Below are 17,373 nucleotides of genomic sequence, written 5' to 3' on the forward strand. Positions count from 1 at the left end.
GATGGCATGGGTCTGGCTGATCCTGGGCGGGTTCTTCGAAGTGGGATTCACCACCTGCCTGCGATTTGTCGATGGCTTCAGGAACGTGCCCTGGACGATCGGCTTCCTGGTCTCGGTGGGGCTTTCGATGGGGCTGCTCGAAGTCGCCTCACGAAGCATCCCGATGGGGACTGCCTATGCAGTGTGGGGTGGAATCGGCGCACTCGGCACCGTGCTCGTCGGCATCTGGTTTTTCGGTGAGCCTGCGGGCGCGGTGCGGATATTGCTGATCTTCGGGCTGGTTGCCTGCATCGCGGGCCTCAAGCTGGCGGGCGGGAGCCACTGATGGCTGCGGACCCGGCGTTGATCGATTGGGTCGCCGAGGCGCTCGAGCCGATCGGCACGGTCACGCACCGGCGGATGATGGGCGGCGCGACGCTCTATCTCGACGGCACGATCTTCGCGATCGTCAGCATGGGCGAGCTTTGGTTCAAGGCCGATGCGGAAAGCGATGCAGTGTGGGATGCTGCGCGCTGCGACCGGTTCACTGTCGAAATGCGCGGCAGGCTCGCGAGCATGAACTACCGCCGCGCGCCCGCCGACGTGTACGACGATCCCGACGCGATGCGCGAATGGGCCGCGCTCGGAATCGCCGCCGGCCAGCGCGCACCGGCGAAGAAGCCGAAGAAGCGCTAACTCCCGATCACGTTGATCGTGAAGGCCAGCACGCCGAGATTGAAGACGAAGGCGGCGAGGGACTGGAGCGTGACCGGGCGCCGCATCCGGCTCTGGGTGACGCCGACGTCGCTCGTCTGCGAGGTCATGCCCAGGCAGAAGGCGAAATAGACGAAATCCCAATAATCGGGCTCGTCAGTGCCGGGAAACTCCAGGCCCCGCGCGTCGGTACCGTCGGGCGCTTCGCTGTAGTAGAGATGGGCATAATGGAGCCCGAACACCGTAGTGGTGAAAGTCCAGCAGAGCGCGAGCGTCACCATCACCACCGCGAGCTCCGGCGGATGCGGAGCCCCGCGCTGCGCCAATACGCTCGCGACCGACGCCAGTACCACGAGCATCACCGCGGCAGTGACGAGCAGCAGCAGAACCCGGCGCGCGTCATTGCGCTTGGCCGAACGGCGCATCTCGCTCGAATCGCGGCCGAGGAGCGGCAGGCAGACGAGGAGGAATACCGCGGCGCCGAAGTCGAACCCGGCCATGATGCCGAGCCGCGGACCGAACTGGGGAATTGCAAAGCCCAGCCCGGCTAGGGTGGCGGCGACGAACAGCAGGAAACGCGGCGGAGCGACTCGATTGCCGATCGCGTGCCGATGTTCGCTTGCCCGTTCCATCGCCGCCTGTCCCCCTGGCGGCGCGCTCAGGCGGCCGCCGCTTCCTTGTTTTCCTTGTAGCGCTGGATCGCCTCAATGGTGATCCTGCGGGCATCCTCGGCGCCGCCCCAGGTGCCGACGCGCACCCACTTCTTCTTCTCCAGATCCTTGTAGTGCGTGAAGAAGTGCTCGATCTGCTCCATCACGATGCTGGGCAGGTCGTCCTTTTCCTCGATGTCCGAGTAATAAGGGAAGGTCTTGTCGTCGGGGACGCAGACGAGCTTCTCGTCGCCGCCGGCTTCGTCCTCGAGGTTGAGCACCGCGATCGGGCGGGCGCGGACGACGCAGCCGGGCACGAAGGGCGAGCGCGCGATCACCAGCGCGTCGAGCGGATCACCGTCGGGCGACAGCGTGTGCGGTACGAAGCCGTAGTTGGCCGGATAGCGCATCGGTGTGTGGAGAATGCGATCCACGAATAGTGCGCCCGAGGCTTTGTCGAACTCGTACTTCACCGGCTCACCGCCGGTCGGTACTTCGATGATCACGTTTAGGTTGTGCGGCGGATCGTCGCCCACCGGAATCAAGTCGATACGCATTCCTGCACCTGTGGTTGGCGTCTCCGCCCCGTCTCAGCGGGGCTGGAGCAGCTTGTCGAGGCCAGCCTCTCCCGTGGCCGTCTTAACCAGGTGCGGATAGCGAAGCCCGCCGTGATAGTCGATGGCGACTTCGCGGTAGCGATCGCCGCTCTTGAGCAGCAGCTTGATCGGGTCCTTGGAGGTTTTGGCCTCGGTCACCGCCGCCTTGAGCCGGTCGCCGGTATAGCCGCGGCCGTTCACCGCGACGATCTCGTCGCCCAGGTCGATCCCGGCATTGAACGCCGGGCTGTCCCAGGCGACGGTCATGATCCCCTTGGGGCCCAGCACCAGGCCGAGCGAATAGGCGAGGTCGACGAAGGTCTTGCTCGTCGCCTTGTTGGGCTCCTCGGTATAGACGAGCTTGTAGCCGTTGCGCTCGAATCCGCCGAGCGGCGCGCGCTCCGAGACATGGTTCACTCGGGCGTCGAGCAGGCTGCGCCAGTCATAAGGCATGACGCCTTCCAGCGTGCGGACGACATCGTCGAAGGTGTAGGTCACCTGGCCATAGTCGCCGTCGCGGCCCTTGAAGAAGGCGCCGGCGAAATCGTCGATCGACTTGGTGCCACCCGAGCGCTCGCGCAGGATCGAATCGACTTCCATCCAGATCAGCAGGCCCTCGTTGTAATAATCCTCCGAACGCTGCCAGCTCACCCAGCCCTTGGGCGCGCGCGGGGTGATGACGGGATCGTTGGTGGTGTCGCCCATCGGCCGCCAGGTGCGCGCGGGGCGATTGTCGAGGCTCGCCATGATGCTGGCATAGGCGTCGAGCGTCACGTCCTTGCTCACCAGCCCCGAGCGCGCCTGGAGAACATAGCCCCAGAACTGGGTCTGGCCTTCGTAGACCCAGAGCAGCGATCCGATCGTGGGGGTGCGATAATCGGGCGCCCACAGGTCCGCGCCGCGGCGGTATTTGCCGTCCCAGCTGTGGGTGAACTCGTGCGGCAGCAGGTTGCGGCTGCCGGGGCCCTCGTCCCATTTGGTGAAATAGCCCGGCTTGACGCCGTTTTCCGAGCTGCGGTGATGCTCGAGGCCGATCCCGCCCAGCTCGTCGCTGATCGAAAGCAGGAAGCGGTAATGGTCGTATTGCTGCGACCCCATCGTCTTCACCGCCTGCTCGACCAGGCGCTTGTGCGCGTCGATCTGCTCGGGCTTGGCGGCGAGCTCCTCGGGGCTGTCGGCGAAGACGTCGAGCGTCACGCGCGGGCTGAGCGGGAAGGCCTTGTAGTAGCGGCCGGCAACTACGGGCGAATCGACCAGCACTTCATAGTTGGTCTTCTCATAGCTGTAGGTCGATCCCGTCGCCTTGGACGGCAGGCCCGACGCGGCCGACCAGCCCTCCGGATATTTCACGCGCGCCTGCACCGGGATGCGGCGAACGAAATAGCCCGCCGGGTAGAGGCTCATCGAGTTGAACTGGAGGCTCATCAGGTTGGGCGTCATCACGATGCGGCCCTGATCCGGATTGGTCGCCGAGACGAACTGGAACTCGAGATCGAGCTGCTTCGCGCCCTGCGGCACGTCGACATGGAAGGCGAAGACATCGACGGGGTCACGCTTCCATTCGACGCGCTTGCCGTTCGCGCGGATCTGGAGCCCCGCCAGCTTCTCGATCTCGCCGCGCGGGCCGTGCTTGCCCGGCAGCCACTTCGGGTAGAGCAGCACCATGTGCCCCGCCTGCGCGACTGGAATGGTCTGCTTGACGCGGAAGATGCCGCGCTGGGTGTCGGTCGCGTCGATGTCGAGCTGGAGCGTGCCCGGATAGTCCACGTCGCGCGCCTCGGGAATCGTGTCGACGAACGGCACCGGCTGCGGCGCCGAATTCTGCGCCAGCACGGGCGTTGCGACAGTGGCGAGAAGCAGGGCGGCGAAGGAAAGGGCAGACTTCATTCTGGAGCGACCTCGTTTCGGAATTTCATTGGCCTAGGGCCATGCGCCGGGAAGTGGCAAGACCCGGACGGGCTGAAACTGGTCTCTTCCGAAACAATGTTGCGGAGGGATTTCTGGGCGGAGGCTAGTCGCCCCAATCCTCCCCCGCCAGGGGGAGGTGGCGCGCAAAGCGCGACGGAGGGGGAGGAAGCACGCCGCGAAGGTTCTGGCATCCGCCCCCTCCGTCAGCCTGCGGCTGACACCTCCCCCTGGCGGGGGGAGGATTTTCGCAATCAGAACTTCGCCTCTTCGTACACGCGGGTGATGTCGCCTGCCCACTCGCCGTTGAACCGGTCGAGCAGCACCTGCGCGGGGACCTTGCCGGTGCGGACGATCTCGCGGAGCGGGTCGAGAAAGCCGCTCTCGTTGTCGCCGGAGGCGTTGACGCGACCGCGGGCGTTGAGCCCTGCCGCCGCAATGTCGAGCACTTCGCCGGCGATGTCGCGCAGCTTGCCGCCGCCCGGCAGCGGCGCGTCTAGCGCGAGTTTGGGAACGGCGTTGCGCAGTGCCTCGCGGTCCTCCATCGACCAATCCTTGACCAGATCCCACGCCGCATCGAGCGCGGCCTGATCGTAGAGCAGCCCAACCCAGAGCGCAGGCAGGGCGCAGATCCGGCCCCAGCGCCCGCCGTCTGCGCCGCGCATCTCCAGGAAGGTCTTGAGCCGCACTTCGGGGAAGGCAGTCGAGAGATGGTCCGCCCAGTCCTCGATCGTCGGTTTGTGGCCGGGATAGGCCGGGAGCTCGCCCCTCAGGAAATCGCGGAAGCTCTGGCCCGCGGCGTCGATGTACTTGCCGTCGCGGTAGACGAAATACATCGGCACATCGAGCGCGTACTCGGCATAGCGCTCATAGCCGAAGCCGTCTTCGAACACGAAGGGCAGCATGCCGGTGCGCGCGGGATCGGTGTCCGACCAGATATGGCTGCGGAAGCTCAGAAAGCCGTTGGGCTTGCCTTCGGTGAAGGGCGAATTGGCGAAGAGCGCGGTTGCGAGCGGCTGAAGTGCGAGGCCGACGCGGAACTTCTGCGCCATGTCCGCCTCGCTCGCATAGTCGAGGTTCACCTGGATCGTGCAGGTGCGCAGCATCATGTCGAGCCCCAGGCTGCCGACCCGCGGCATGTGGCGGAGCATGATGCCGTAGCGGCCCTTGGGCATTACGGCCAAGTCGGCGCGCGCCTTGTCGTGCCACATGCCCAACCCCAGCACCTCGAAGCCCAGCTTCGCGCCGACGTGCTTCACCTGCTGGAGGTGGCGGCCGGTTTCGGCGCAGGTCTCGTGCAGATTCTCCAGCGGAGCGCCCGAGAGTTCGAGCTGGCCGGCGGGTTCGAGGCTCACGGTTCCGTCGGGGCCGGAGAGCGCGATGACGTTGCCATTCTCCTCGACCGGCTTCCAGCCGAACTCGGTCAGCGCCATCAGCAGATCGCGGATGCCGCCGGGCTCGTCGTAGCTCGGGGCGTGGTGATCCCTGGTCGAAAAGACGAACTTCTCGTGCTCGGTGCCGATCCGCCACCGGTCCTTCGGCTTCTCGCCCCGCGCGAAATATTCGATGAGCTGAGCATGGTCCTCGATGACCGCTGCGTTGCTGTTCGAAACGGTCTTGGTGCTCATCCGCGGGCGTTTACTCGCGCCCGGCGCCGTGCGCCAGAGCAAATATGTACCGTTCGGTCACCAGTCGCCGGCGGTGGCCATCCAAAGGCTTACGGCGGCCGCGGCCGCTGTTTCGGCGCGCAGGATGCGCGGGCCGAGCGCGATGCCAACCGCCTGCGGAAGCGCCCGGATCGCCTCGCGTTCCTCGGCATCGAAACCGCCCTCCGGCCCAATCAGGATCGCCGCTGGGCCCGGCCGTGTGCGCATCGCCTCGACAGCCGGCGCCCCGCCGGTTTCGTCGGCGAAGAAGAGCGTGCGGTCGGCCGGCCAGCCCTTGAGCAGTGCCGCGAGCTTGACCGGCTCGGCGAGCTCCGGAAGCGCAGTGCGCCCGCATTGCTCCGCGGCTTCGATCATGTGGGTGCGCAATCGATCGAGGTTGAGCCGGTCGACCACGGTGCGGCGCGTGAGCACCGGGATGAGGCGCGCGACGCCCAGCTCGCATGCCTTCTCCGCCACCCAGTCGATCCGCCCCTTCTTGATCGGCGCGGCGCAGAGCCAGAGGTCGGGAACCGGCTCGAGCGGACGAAGCTGCTCGGTCACCTCCAGCACCAGATCCCGCTTGCGGACGTCGCGGGCAAGCGCGAGCCATTCGCCCGAAGCCCCGTCGAACAGCTTGACCGGATCGCCGTCCTTGAGCCGCATCACGGCGATCAGATAATTGGCAGGCGCGCCATCGAGCGGCACCCGGAGCCCGGCAGCGAGGGGGATCTCGACGAAGAGCCGGGGAGTCGATTGGGGTGGCCAGGCGGGGGTGGCAGGCATCGCAGCTCTGTGGCCGATCTGCCGCGGCGCATCAACAGGAGCGGGCGCTTGCAAGCGGCGGCGGACGGGGCCAGTGCTGGCGTCATGGATTTCGATGCACTGCTCGCCCATTATTTCGGCGCTGCCGACCTCGACGAACTCGACCCGGCGGCGTTCGAGCGCGGGATCGAACGGCTGGGAACCGACTTTGCTATCGAGCAGGAGCCGGGGCGGCGCTTCGCGCTCTGGGCAATGCTCCACGCGCTCGGCGCCGCGCCCGATCCGGATGTCGCCTTCAAGGATCCCGATCTGCAGCAGGCCGCACGCGACTATGCCTGGGAGGCCGACAAGGCGGCCGGCAGGATAGGGGACGCAGACGAATGACCGGGGCAACCGAGATCGTGCCCGATACCGAGCACCGCGGGCTGGTGGGGCTGCTCCCCGCGCCGGCGCGGCCCTATGCGCTGCTCGCGCGTTTCGATCGGCCGATCGGCTGGTGGCTGCTGTTCTGGCCGGGGGCCTGGGCGATCGCGCTTTCGGGCAACGCGATCGCGCGCTGGGACCTGATCCTCTGGTTCCTGCTCGGCAGCATCGCGATGCGCGGCGCTGGATGCGTCTACAACGACATCGTCGATCGCGATCTGGACCGGCAGGTGGCGCGCACGCGCGCACGCCCCGTGGCGAGCGGGGCAGTGTCGCTGAAGGCCGCCTGGGCGTGGCTGCTGGCGCTGTGCCTGGTGGGGCTCATCGTGCTGGTGCAGCTCCACGCCACCGGCGCGATCGTGGCGCTCGCGAGCCTCGCGCTGGTCGCGGGCTACCCTTTCATGAAGCGGATCACCTGGTGGCCGCAGGCATGGCTGGGGCTGGTCTTCTCCTGGGCTGCGCTGGTTGGCTGGGCGGAGGCGCCGGACATGCCCTGGCTGCCGGGGCTGCTGCTCTATGCCGGCTGCATCTGCTGGGTGATAGGCTACGACACGATCTATGCGCTCCAGGATGTCGAGGACGATGCGCTGGTGGGGGTACGCTCCTCGGCGCGGCGGCTGGGGAGGCACGTGCGCGGCGGCGTCGCGGGCTTCTATGCGCTTGCGCTGCTGCTCTGGGGCATGGCCTTCTGGCAGCTCCGGCCCGATGTGCTGGCGCTTGCCGCGCTGCTGCCGATGGCGTTGCACCTTGGATGGCAGGTGGCCACGCTCGCGCCTGCGGACGGGGCGAATGCGCTGCAGCGCTTCCGATCGAACCGTAACGCAGGCCTGCTGATGTTCGCGGCATGCTTCGTTGTGGGTCAGACGCTTTGACCTTGAGTACATGCATACCTAAGTCCGGCAGATGCTGACCGAAGCCCAAGCCTGCGAGCGCGCCCACGACATTGTCCGGCGCGCGCGTGCCGCAGGCGCCGATGCCGCAGACGCCGTATTCGCTGCAGATCGCTCTCTCTCCGTTTCGGTGCGTATGGGTGCGCTGGAGGATGTCGAACGCTCCGAGAGCGAGGAGCTGGGGCTGCGCGTGTTCGTCGGCGCGCGTTCGGCGAGCGTCTCGACTTCGGATCTCGGCTCAGGCGCGCTCGATATCCTGGTCGAGCGTGCGCTCGCGATGGCGCGCGAGGCACCCGAGGACAAATGGGCGGGACTGGCACCCGAAGCCCGGCTGCTGCACGGCCGCCCGCCGCTGCTCGATCTCGACGACGGCGCCGAAGTCGAGCCCCAGGCACTCAAGGCGCGCGCGCTCGCCGCTGAGGAAGCTGCGCGTGCGGTGCCGGGGGTGACCAACAGTGAGGGGGGCAGCGCCGGCGCCAGCCGCTCGATAATGGCGCTCGCGACCAGCCACGGCTTCACCAATGCCTATGCCCAGACCAGCCACGGCATCTCCGCGAGCGTGCTCGCGGGTAGCGGGGGGGCGATGGAGCGGGACCATGCACATCACAGTGCACGTTACGCCGCGATGCTCGAATCGCCGGAGAGCGTGGGCCGCCTGGCGGGAGAGCGTGCCGTGGCGCGGCTCCACCCGCAGAAGATCGCCAGCGGCGCGATGCCGGTGGTGTTCGATCGCCGCGTCGCATCGAGCCTGCTCGGCCATTTCATCGGCGCGATCAACGGCGCCGCGATCACGCGCAAGACAAGCTTCCTGCTCGATTCGATGGGCGAGCAGGTGTTCGCCAAGGGTGTGACGATCTGCGACGATCCGCACCGCCCGCGCGGGCTGCGTTCGCGGCCGTTCGACGGCGAAGGCTTGCCGGTGCTGCCGCTCAAGCTGATCGACGCGGGCGTGCTGGAGACCTGGCTGCTCGACAGCGCATCGGCGCGCCAGCTCGGGCTGGAGCCCACCGGCCATGCCGCGCGCGGCGTGGCCGGGGCGCCGGGCGCATCGCCGAGCAACCTCTACATGCAGGCAGGAAGCATCCCGCCCGAGACGCTGGTCGGCGAGATCGAGCATGGCGTGCTCGTCACCGAGCTGATCGGCCAGGGCGTCAACGGCGTGACCGGGGACTATAGCCGCGGCGCGGCGGGCTTCCTGATCGAGAAGGGTGAAGTGACCCGGCCGGTTTCGGAGATCACGATCGCGGGCAACCTCAAGGACATGTTCCGCGCGCTCACCCCCGCGAACGATCTTGAGTTCCGCTATGGGATCAACGCGCCGACGCTGCGCATCGACGGGATGACGATCGCCGGTGCGTGAGCTGGCTGCAGAAGTCGCGAAAATCGCTTCCGACGCGGGCAAGCTCGCGATGAAGCTGTGGAAGACCGATTTCCGGCGCTGGGAGAAGTCCCCCGGCAATCCGGTCTGCGCAGTCGATCTCGAGCTCGACGGGATGCTTCGCTATCGCCTCGGCGAGCTGCTGCCGGACGCCGGCTGGCTTTCCGAGGAGACGATCGACGATGCCGCACGGCTGGGCGCCGAGCGCATCTGGGTGGTCGATCCGATCGACGGCACGCGCGATTATCTGCGTGGGCGCAACGGCTGGGCAATTTCGGTCGCGCTGGTGCAGCGCGGCCAGCCGGTGATCGGCGTGCTCGACGCGCCTGCGCGGAACGAAGTCTGGACCGCGGCGGCGGGCGGCGGCGCCTTCCGCAACGGCAAGCGCATCCATGTGGCGAGCCGCGACCGGCTGGCGGGCGCGCGCGTTCCCGCCGACCAGCTGCCGAAGGTCGACCGCGACCTGGCGATGGTCGCCAAGCCCAATTCGATCGCGCTCCGCATCGCGATGGTCGCGGCGGGCGAGGCGGACCTGCTGGCGACGATCCGCTGGGGCAATGAGTGGGACATCGCTGCCGCGGTGCTGCTCGCGCGCGAAGCGGGGGCGACCGTCTCCGATGCCTTCGGCCGCCCGCTCGGCTTCAACACCCCCACTGCCGAGGCGTTCGGCGTGCTGGCGACTGTCCCCGGCATCCACGCCGCGGCAGTCGAGCGGCTCGCCGAACGCGCCGAAGCGACGGTAGGCGCGCGGCGCTAGCGGTGGGCGACGGCGATCAGCGCAGTCGAGGGGATCGGCAGGACGTCGCGGCTACCGGCCATCCGGCGAACCTCTTCGATCACCGCGTCCTTTTCGACGTCGCTCAGACTGGTCCAGTCGGGCGACATTCCGAACAGCGTGTCGGGTTCGTCGAGCGCGGAGACTTCGAGCGCATAGTCGTGCGTCACGCTTTCGATCCGCGGGTCGCGATAGCCCGCCGCGACTAGTTCGCGCGCGAAGTCCGCCGGGTCGCTCAGCGCCTGCACAGCCTCGGGCATCGTCATTCCGGCGCGTTCGGGAAACAGCTTCTGCCGGACCTGACCCAGCAGCAGGAAGGTGGCGGCGCCCCGGCTCTGCCAGGTCGCGACCACGCCGGTCCCGCCCGGGCGGGTCACCCGCGCCATCTCGGCAAGACCCTTGCGCCAGTCCGGGAACATGATCACCCCGAAGATCGAGAAGACGGCGTCGAACGAGGCATCCGGCAGATCGAGCGCCTGACCGTCCATCACGCGCGCTTCCACATTGGGCAGCCCCCGAGCGGCGATGCGCGCCACCATGCCGGGCGAGAAGTCGGTCGCGAGCACCTGCGCCCCGGTGCGTGCCGCCGCCAGCGCGAGCGCTCCGGTGCCGGCCGCCACGTCGAGCACACGGCTGGCGGGCGTCAGTTCCACCAGCGCGAGCGCGTCTTCGGCGAAGCGTGCGGTGAAGGGGTGTGCGGTCCGCTCATAATGGTCGGCGGCCGTATTCCAGTGATCGGGGTTCTCGAATTCTCGCATTCTCATATCCTCGCGAATCATGTAACATCATAAGTATCATGAACGCGCATGCTTGCCAATCGCGGCCGGCGTGCGGAGGATGGAGCGATGCGCAACGATAGCCGCCTTTCCCGGATGCTGCACGTGCTGCTGCACATGGCGCGGCACGACGGGCCGATGACGTCGGAGACGATCGCGGCGATGCTGCGGACCAATCCGGTCGTCGTTCGCCGCACGATGGCGGGGCTGCGCGACGCAGGCTATGTCCGCTCGGAGAAGGGGCACGGCGGCGGCTGGGTGCTCGCATGCGATCTTGCGCGCGTGTCGCTGCTCGACGTTCACCACGCCGTCGGCGGACCGCGTCTCTTCGCGATCGGCAACGAGCACGAAAATCCCGATTGTCTGGTCGAGCGCGTGGTCAACGAAGCAGTCGAAGACGCGCTGCGCGAAGCCGAGGCGCTGCTGATCGCGCGGCTGGGCGCAGTGAGCCTCGCCGAGCTCGCACGCGGGTTCGAAGCACGCTACCCGGCGCGAGCGGGCTGTGAGGCGGCTCCCAAAGCGGGCTAGCCCATTGTTCGGCGGCAAGCACCGGGAAGCCTCGCCTGCGCTCCGATGCCATCCGGTCCTCCGCGCAGTTCCGCGCGGACAGGCAAGGATGGTTCGATGCCCAGATTTTCAGACAAGGTCGTCATCGTAACGGGCGCGAGCTCGGGAATAGGCAAGGCTACGGCGCGACTGCTCGCCTCCGAGGGCGCCAATGTGATCGCATCGGGGCGCAACGCCGCCGCGCTGGACGCGCTCTGCGCCGAAATCGCAGCCGCGGGCGGGAACGCGGAGCCGGTGCCGGGCGACATCCGCGAGGAGCAGGTCGCCGAGCTGCTGGTGCAGCGCGCCGAGGAGCGTTTCGGCGGGCTCGACATGGCGTTCAACAATGCCGGCGTGGTGGGCGAGATGGGACCGATCGAGGAGCTGTCGCTGGAGGCGTGGCACGCGCTGGTCGATACCAATCTCACCGCGGCCTTCCTGGGCGCGAAGTACCAGCTTCCGGCGCTGCGCAGGCGGGGTGGCGGAGCGCTGCTGTTCACGTCGAGCTTCGTCGGGGTCGGCGCCGGAATGCCCGGAATGGCGGGTTATGCGGCGACCAAGGCAGCGCTGCTTGGCCTGGTGCAGGCACTTGCGGTGGAGCATGGCGAGGCTGGCATCCGGGTCAACGCGCTGGTCGCAGGCGGCACCGACACGCCGGCGAACACCGCGCGGAGTCCCGGAGCGGGCCCGGAAGTGCTCGAATTCATCCAGCGCCTCCACGCGTTGCGCCGCATCGCCGAGCCCGAGGAAATCGCGCGCGCAGCGGCGTTCCTGCTCTCCGACGACGCGAGCTTCGTGACCGGCTCGGCAATGGCGGTCGACGGCGGTGCGTCGATTACCAAGACCTGAGGGGGCTGGAGCCTGCCCTCGTCAAGTCGAACCATCACCGTTCGCCCTGAGCTTGTCGAAGGGCGCTTCCCAACGCCGTTCGCTCGCGGATGGCCGCCCTTCGACAAGCTCAGGGCGAACGGGCGTCTTTATCTCAGCGAGATAGACCCTAACCGCCCAGCTGGTCCTCGTCGCGATACTTGATCTGGAGGTAGCGGCCGCGCGTCGCGAGCAGATCGAGGTCGCCCTGGGCGAGCTGGGCGGACATCTGGGCGATCTCGTCGTCGATCACCTGAAGGCCCTGGGCGAGCTGCTGATCGGGGGTGAGCCCGTGCCGCTCGACGCGCCGGAGCGGCTCCGGAACGCGCGAATAGCCCTTGATCAGCTCGGGAAGCTGCTCGCCCACCAGCGTGCGCACCTCGCCCGCGGCGGGCGAATTCTCGTCGAGCTGCGCGAGCTGGGGGGCGAGCAGCTCGAGCTTGACGCCGATCGAGTCGACCAGCCCGCGCACCGGCGAGGGAAGCGCCGGGCGCTGTGCTTCGAGCCAGCGCTCGGTGGTGAGCGGCAGCGCCTTCAACGGCACCTGCGCGAGCTGCTCGACGCGCGGCGGCGCCGAGAGCGGGAAGATCGCGAAGAACAGGGTTGCCAGAATGAGCAGCCCCATCACTGCCAGCGCGCCGAACATGCCCAGCGGCATGATGAAGCCGATCACCAGCGCCGCAGCGATGATCAGCCCGTCGGCGACTGCGATGCGCGCGACCCGGCGCACGATTTCCGCCTCGCGACGCTGACGCGTGCGTTTCGAGACCGAGCCATAGCGCTCGCGCGTCCGTTCGAGCAGCGCGTCGGCCGAGGCTAGCTGGCGATCGACGTCGGTGGGCATGGGGACTTACATCGCCTCCAGCTTGAATGCGTCGGACGGGCCGCCGAGCTGGTTCTGCGCCGCGCCCTCGGCACGGGCGATATAGCCCTTCGATTTCTCGACCTCGGTCGAAAGCGTGTTGACTGTCGCCTTCATCGAATCGAGCGCCTTGAGCTTGAAGGTGTCGATCGCGTCCATGGTGTCGTAGATGTTCTGGAAGGCGCGCTGGAGCGTCTCGACCGGAATCGTCGATGCCGCCGCCTGCTCGTGGATCGCGGCCGACTGGCTTTTGAGCAGCTGGCCCGTCGAATCGATCAGCCCGGCAGTGGTGGCGTTGAGCGCCGTGATCTGATCGAGCACCAGCTTCTGGTTGGTGAGCGCCTGGGCGACGGTGACCGCGGTGCGCAGAGCGGAGACGGTGGTGGTCGACGCGCGGTCGACGCCCTTCACCAGCTCGACGTTGTTCTTCTTGACCAGATCGAGCGCGAGATAGCCCTGCACCGTCACCGCCATCTGGGTCAGCAGATCCTGCGTGCGCTGGCGGACGTAGAAGAGCGCGGTCTCGCGGATCGCCTTGGCCTTGGCGGGGTCGCCATGATCGAGCTCGTTGGCCTTGTCCTCGAGCTTTTCGTCCATCGCCTTGGAGAGATAGATCATCTGCTCCAGGCGCCCCATCGCGTTCCACAGATTGGCGCGCTCGGTGTCGATCGCCGCATTGTCCATCAGCAGCTCGTCCTTGCCGCGGCTGAGCGCCTTCAGGATCGCGTTGATGTGGCTCTGCGACGACTGGTATTTCTGGAAATATTTCTTGAGCCCGCCCGATCCGAACAGCCGATCGAGGAAGCCGCCGCGGCCGCCGACCAGCTTGGCGTTCTTCGACGGATCGAGCTCCTCGACCTTGCGGCGCAGCGCCAGCAGGTCGGCGCCGACTCCGGTGTCGGAGTCCATTGCCTTGACCGGGCGATCGAGGAAGCGGTTCGACTGGCCGGCGGCGTCGCGGATTTCCTTCTGCCCCATCCCGGCGATCGCATCGACGCGCTTGCCGAATTCGGGCGAGTTGACGTCCTGGGCAACGAGATCGTCGATGAAGCTCTGGACCCGCTTCTCGAGCTCGCTCTTCTTGCCTTCGTCGACGGGCACCAGCCCGGCAGCCTTCTCCGGCGCGACCGGCTTCACCGGCTCGGGAGGTGTGAGCACCAGATCCTGTTCGGCCACTGCAGTCTCGGTCGCCATCCATCCCTCCAAAGTTGCTCCGCCACCAATAAGGGCAACGGCGCAGCTATCCAAGTGTGTGATAAAGATAATACACGTGCGTCGCGGCGCAAGCAGGGACGATCATTTGGCGCGTGGGCTCCACCGCCGCACGCGGATGTCGCGCTGGGGATAGGGCACTTCGATGCCATGTTCCTGGAACAGCCGCCACAGCCGATTGAGCACGTCGCTGCGGACATTGCCGACGCCGCTCTCGGGGTCGCTGATCCACACCAATATGTCGTGCTGCAATCCGTTCTCGCCGAAGCCGGTGAACCAGACATTGGGCCTGGGATGGTCGAGCACGCGCGAGCTTTCGGTCGCTGCGCGCAGCATCAGCCCCTGCGCGAGGTCCAGATCGGACTCATAGGACACCGATACCGGGATGCGGATCCGTACGTTGCGATCGGTATAGGACCAGTTCTCGACCTCCTGCGTCATCAGGTTTTCGTTGGGGATCAGATGCTCCTTGCCGTCGCGCGTCACCACCGAGACCGCGCGCACGCCGATCTTGTTCACCCAGCCGAAGCTGTCGCCCACGACGATCACGTCGCCCGGCTTGATCGAGCGGTCCATCAGCAGGATGATGCCCGCGATCAGGTTGCCGATCGTCTTCTGGAGGCCGAAGCCCACTGCCAGGCCGAATGCGCCCGAGAAGACGGCGAAGGCTGTGAGGTCGATCTCGAGCATGTCGACACCGACGAAGAAGGCGAGCACCACCACCACGATCGCCGCGACCTTCTGGAACAGAAGCTTCTGCGTGGCGTCGAAGCCGCGGGCTTGGGCGATCGAATGGGTGATGACGCGGTTCACCAGCCGCACGCCTGCGAAGAGCAGCAGGATCGTGATCGCTATGGTGGATGCGGAGAGCAGCGATAGGCGGCGCTTGCCGATCTGGATGCCCACGCGATCGAGCGTCGCCTCGACCGCGGCGAAACCGCCGATCGCGTGGCTCAGGATCGCGACGAAGGCGAGCGCGCCGAGCGTCCACGCCGCCCAGCGCGGCATGTTGAGCCCGCGCAGCACCGAGGAAGCGAGCATCGCGACGGCGAAGCCCTCGGCGACGCCCACGACCAGCCGGGGGAGCGGCAGCCACGCCCAGCTCGATGCCAGGATGGCGAGCAGCACGCTTGCCGTGCCCCAGCGCACGATCGCGCAGAGGCGGAACCGCAGGCCCTCAGCATGGCCGTCGAACCGTTCGGCGAGGAAATCGGCCAGCCGAGTGCCGAGCTGCCGCCCTGCGACCCAGGCCAGCACGAAGGCGGCGGCAGCAAATCCCGCGGCGAAGGCGGCCTCGCTGAGCTCGGCAGTGCCCGGCAGGTTGTGCCCTGCCAGCCAGGCGCCGAGCCGCGTCATCATCCGCGCATGCTCGCAAACCGCGCGAGCCCGGCTTCGAGATCGGCGATCAGGTCGGCGGGATCCTCGAGCCCGATCTGGAGCCGCACCAGTGGACCCTCGGCCTCCCAGCGGGTGACGCTGCGGTGGTGCTGCGGGTCGACCGGGATCGCCAGGCTCTCGTAGCCGCCCCAGCTATAGCCGATGCCGAAATGCTCGAGTCCATCGATCAGCGCGGCGCGCGCCACCTCCGAGCCGCCGTCGAGCACGAACGAGAAGAGCCCCGCCGCGCCCTTGAAGTCGCGCAGGAAGATGTCGTGGCCCGGGCAACCGGGGAGTGCCGGATGGAGAACCCGTGCCACCTCGGGTCGGGTCTGGAGCCATTCGGCGATCCGCAGCGCCGATCGGCCGTGCTGGTCGAGCCGCACTGCCATCGTCCGGAGGCCGCGCGCGCCGAGCCATGCGTCATCGGGACTCGCGGTCTGGCCAAGCTGGTAGGTCGCCGCGCGCAGCCGCTGATACTGGCCCGGCGCGGCGGTGACCGAACCCAGCATCACGTCCGAATGGCCGACGACATATTTAGTGCACGCGAGGATCGAGTAATCGACGCCCATGCCGATCACCGGCAGCAGCAGCGGTGTGGCCCAGGTGTTGTCGATCAGCGTGGTGATCCCGCGCGCCTTGGCGACTGCGACGATCGCCGGCACGTCCTGCACCTCGAAAGTGAGGCTGCCAGGGCTCTCCATGAAGATCGCCCGGGTGCGTTCGGTGCACAGCGCGGCGATGCCCGCGCCGATCAGCGGGTCATAATAGGTCGTCTTCACGCCGAAGCGCGCGAGCAGGCCGTTCGCGAAGTTGCGCGTCGGATCGTAGACGCTGTCCGCGAGCAGCAGTTCGTCGCCGGGCTCGAGCACTGCGAGCAGCGCCGAAGCGATCGCCGCGACACCCGAGGGATAGAGCAGGGTCGCCTCGGCGCCCGGCTCGAGCTCGGTCAGCGCATCCGCCAGCGACCATTGGGTCGGGGTGCCGCGGCGGCCGTAGAAGAGCTTGTGGTGGGTGTCCGCGGCACCACGCCCGCGCAGTTCGGCAACCGAATCGTAAAGGATGGTCGATGCGCGCCAGACCGGCGGGTTGACGATCCCCTGGGTCCATTCGGGCCGGCGTCCGGCCGAGACGATCCGTGTCGCGTCCTTCTTGTCGCTCATGCCGGGCCCAGTGCCTTGGGGGTGGCGGGATCGGCGCCCCATTCGGACCAGCTCCCGTCATAGACCGGCACATCGCGCCCGATCAGATGCCCGGCAAAGGCAATCACGCAGGCGGTGATCCCCGATCCGCACGTGGCGGCCAGTGGCCTGTCGAGATCGACTCCCGCGGCTTCGAAGGTGGCGCGGATCGCTTCGGGCGACTTCCATGTGCCATCCGTCTCGAAAAAGCGGCCCTGGGGGATGTTCCTCGACCCCGGGATATGACCGGGGGCGCATTCCTTGCGCGGATCGGACTCCTCGCCGGTGAAGCGTGCCGCCGAGCGGGCATCGACGATCTGCTCGTCGGTCGCCTGCATTTCGGCGAGGCTGCGGACCTGCGTTCGCGGCATGCCGGCCTCGAAGCTGCTGCGCGCAGGCGAGGGGGCGCCGGTTTCGAGCGCGCGGCCCTCCGCTTTCCACTTGGCGATGCCGCCGTCGAGCAGCGCCGCCTCCAGCCCGAAGCGGCCGAGCACCCACCAGGCGCGGCAGGCGGTGTGATGCGGGCTGTTGTCGTACAGCACGATCCGGCTTTCGGGCGTGATGCCCAGCTCGGCCATGCGCGCCTCGAACAGGTCGCGCGGCGGGAGCATCGAGGGAAGCGGATCGCTGGCGTCCACGAGCGTGTCGAGATCGAGCAGCAGCGCGCCGGGGATATGCCCTGCGGAATATTCGGCGCGCGGGTCCTGCTTGGTCGATCCCGGCAGCGTCGATGTGTAGGTAGCGTCAAGGATCACGAGGGCGTCCGCCCCGAGATTATCCGCCAGCCATTCGGTTGTTACGAGTCCGTCCATGCGACTGGTCCTAGAAGGATGC

At 67.6% G+C, this 17,373-nt stretch carries 19 protein-coding genes; 8 read left to right on the forward strand and 11 right to left on the reverse strand.

Going from position 1 to position 17,373, the window contains the following annotated elements:
* Position 1 precedes the first annotated feature (1 nt).
* The gene (locus ACMGDH_RS04875; RefSeq protein WP_436826776.1) at positions 2–325 is read left to right on the forward strand and encodes a DMT family transporter; all 324 of its coding nucleotides are present in this window, start codon (positions 2–4) and stop codon (positions 323–325) included.
* Complete coding sequence (locus tag ACMGDH_RS04880; protein WP_436826777.1) at positions 325–675, forward strand: TfoX/Sxy family protein; 351 nt, start codon at positions 325–327, stop codon at positions 673–675. Before ACMGDH_RS04875 ends, ACMGDH_RS04880 begins: the two co-directional genes overlap by 1 nt.
* On the opposite strand, the gene ACMGDH_RS04885 is transcribed toward ACMGDH_RS04880, so the two are convergent.
* From ACMGDH_RS04885 to ACMGDH_RS04905, 5 genes are all read right to left on the reverse strand, one after another.
* Positions 672–1,325 carry a DUF1345 domain-containing protein gene (locus tag ACMGDH_RS04885; protein ID WP_436826778.1) on the reverse strand — a complete coding sequence of 218 codons (654 nt, stop codon included), beginning with the start codon at positions 1,323–1,325 and terminating at the stop codon, positions 672–674. The genes ACMGDH_RS04880 and ACMGDH_RS04885 overlap by 4 nt on opposite strands.
* A gap of 26 nt (positions 1,326–1,351) precedes the next feature.
* Positions 1,352–1,900, reverse strand: coding sequence for an inorganic diphosphatase (gene ppa / locus ACMGDH_RS04890; protein WP_436826779.1), 549 nt, complete (start codon positions 1,898–1,900; stop codon positions 1,352–1,354).
* A gap of 33 nt (positions 1,901–1,933) precedes the next feature.
* Positions 1,934–3,826: a M61 family metallopeptidase gene (locus ACMGDH_RS04895; RefSeq protein ID WP_436826780.1), complete on the reverse strand. Its 1,893-nt coding sequence runs from the start codon at positions 3,824–3,826 to the stop codon at positions 1,934–1,936.
* Between the two features lie 272 nt (positions 3,827–4,098).
* Positions 4,099–5,472 (reverse strand): glutamate--cysteine ligase, encoded by a 1,374-nt coding sequence (locus tag ACMGDH_RS04900; protein WP_436826781.1) that lies wholly within the window; start codon positions 5,470–5,472, stop codon positions 4,099–4,101.
* A gap of 57 nt (positions 5,473–5,529) precedes the next feature.
* Positions 5,530–6,273, reverse strand: coding sequence for a 16S rRNA (uracil(1498)-N(3))-methyltransferase (locus tag ACMGDH_RS04905; protein WP_436826782.1), 744 nt, complete (start codon positions 6,271–6,273; stop codon positions 5,530–5,532).
* 84 nt (positions 6,274–6,357) lie between these two features.
* On the opposite strand from ACMGDH_RS04905, the gene ACMGDH_RS04910 reads away from it, so the two are divergent.
* From ACMGDH_RS04910 to ACMGDH_RS04925, 4 genes are read left to right on the forward strand one after another with little or no spacing between them, the layout of a single operon-like run.
* Positions 6,358–6,636, forward strand: coding sequence for a hypothetical protein (locus ACMGDH_RS04910; RefSeq protein WP_436826783.1), 279 nt, complete (start codon positions 6,358–6,360; stop codon positions 6,634–6,636).
* Positions 6,633–7,547, forward strand: coding sequence for a 4-hydroxybenzoate octaprenyltransferase (gene ubiA / locus ACMGDH_RS04915; protein WP_436826784.1), 915 nt, complete (start codon positions 6,633–6,635; stop codon positions 7,545–7,547). Before ACMGDH_RS04910 ends, ubiA begins: the two co-directional genes overlap by 4 nt.
* Before the next feature lie 31 nt (positions 7,548–7,578).
* Positions 7,579–8,925, forward strand: coding sequence for a TldD/PmbA family protein (locus ACMGDH_RS04920; RefSeq protein WP_436826785.1), 1,347 nt, complete (start codon positions 7,579–7,581; stop codon positions 8,923–8,925).
* Positions 8,918–9,700, forward strand: a complete 783-nt coding sequence (locus tag ACMGDH_RS04925; RefSeq protein WP_436826786.1) for a 3'(2'),5'-bisphosphate nucleotidase CysQ — start codon at positions 8,918–8,920, stop codon at positions 9,698–9,700. The genes ACMGDH_RS04920 and ACMGDH_RS04925 overlap by 8 nt, the downstream gene beginning before the upstream one ends.
* On the opposite strand, the gene ACMGDH_RS04930 is transcribed toward ACMGDH_RS04925, so the two are convergent.
* Positions 9,697–10,476: a class I SAM-dependent methyltransferase gene (locus tag ACMGDH_RS04930; RefSeq protein WP_436826787.1), complete on the reverse strand. Its 780-nt coding sequence runs from the start codon at positions 10,474–10,476 to the stop codon at positions 9,697–9,699. The two genes, ACMGDH_RS04925 and ACMGDH_RS04930, sit on opposite strands and share 4 nt — an antisense overlap.
* A gap of 87 nt (positions 10,477–10,563) precedes the next feature.
* Here ACMGDH_RS04930 and ACMGDH_RS04935 point away from each other — a divergent pair, with 87 nt between their 5' ends.
* Both ACMGDH_RS04935 and ACMGDH_RS04940 read left to right on the forward strand, forming a co-directional pair.
* Positions 10,564–11,022, forward strand: a complete 459-nt coding sequence (locus ACMGDH_RS04935) for an Rrf2 family transcriptional regulator (RefSeq protein ID WP_436826788.1) — start codon at positions 10,564–10,566, stop codon at positions 11,020–11,022.
* A gap of 96 nt (positions 11,023–11,118) precedes the next feature.
* Entirely contained in the window at positions 11,119–11,889 is a 771-nt protein-coding gene (locus ACMGDH_RS04940) for an SDR family oxidoreductase (RefSeq protein ID WP_436826789.1), read from the forward strand.
* A gap of 148 nt (positions 11,890–12,037) precedes the next feature.
* Here the strand turns inward: ACMGDH_RS04940 and ACMGDH_RS04945 are convergent, their stop codons facing one another.
* The 5 genes from ACMGDH_RS04945 to ACMGDH_RS04965 all read right to left on the reverse strand — a co-directional run bounded on the left by ACMGDH_RS04945 (position 12,038) and on the right by ACMGDH_RS04965 (position 17,351).
* Complete coding sequence (locus tag ACMGDH_RS04945) at positions 12,038–12,751, reverse strand: hypothetical protein (protein ID WP_436826790.1); 714 nt, start codon at positions 12,749–12,751, stop codon at positions 12,038–12,040.
* 6 nt (positions 12,752–12,757) lie between these two features.
* On the reverse strand, positions 12,758–13,963 hold the full coding sequence (locus ACMGDH_RS04950; protein WP_436826791.1) for a toxic anion resistance protein: 1,206 nt from the start codon (positions 13,961–13,963) through the stop codon (positions 12,758–12,760).
* 102 nt (positions 13,964–14,065) lie between these two features.
* Complete coding sequence (locus ACMGDH_RS04955) at positions 14,066–15,340, reverse strand: mechanosensitive ion channel family protein (RefSeq protein WP_436826792.1); 1,275 nt, start codon at positions 15,338–15,340, stop codon at positions 14,066–14,068.
* On the reverse strand, positions 15,337–16,521 hold the full coding sequence (gene metC, locus ACMGDH_RS04960) for a cystathionine beta-lyase (protein WP_436826793.1): 1,185 nt from the start codon (positions 16,519–16,521) through the stop codon (positions 15,337–15,339). The genes ACMGDH_RS04955 and metC overlap by 4 nt, the downstream gene beginning before the upstream one ends.
* Positions 16,518–17,351: a sulfurtransferase gene (locus ACMGDH_RS04965; protein WP_436826794.1), complete on the reverse strand. Its 834-nt coding sequence runs from the start codon at positions 17,349–17,351 to the stop codon at positions 16,518–16,520. Before ACMGDH_RS04965 ends, metC begins: the two co-directional genes overlap by 4 nt.
* Positions 17,352–17,373 lie beyond the last annotated feature (22 nt).

Source organism: Sphingomonas radicis, from assembly GCF_051400635.1.
Lineage (GTDB): Bacteria > Pseudomonadota > Alphaproteobacteria > Sphingomonadales > Sphingomonadaceae > Sphingomonas.